1 protein-coding gene is annotated in these 275 nt (G+C 53.5%); it reads left to right on the top strand.

Annotated features, from left to right (window positions below; genetic code table 11):
- Window positions 1-275 (top strand): aminotransferase class V-fold PLP-dependent enzyme (locus SB719_RS19940; RefSeq protein ID WP_412159707.1); only part of this gene is annotated, 275 nt, incomplete at both ends.

Here is a 275-nt window from a genome sequence, read left to right as displayed (position 1 = left end):
ATGCCAATGTTCATCGCGGGCTGCATTTTTTGTCGAATGCGGCAACCGATGCCTATGAAAAATCGCGTGAGACGGTACGCCGTTTCCTGAACGCCGGTTCGGTTGACGAAATCGTCTTCACAAAAAATGCGACCGAGGCGATCAACACGGTCGCCTACGGCTATGGCATGCCGAATATCGGCGAGGGGGATGAAATCCTGCTGTCGATCATGGAGCATCACTCCAACATCGTTCCGTGGCATTTCATTCGCGAAAGACAGGGTGCGAAGCTCGTG

The organism is Pantoea sp. SIMBA_079 (genome assembly GCF_046940275.1).
Taxonomy (GTDB): domain Bacteria; phylum Pseudomonadota; class Gammaproteobacteria; order Enterobacterales; family Enterobacteriaceae; genus Pantoea; species Pantoea borealis.
This window is presented reverse-complemented; position numbering and strand designations above follow the sequence as displayed.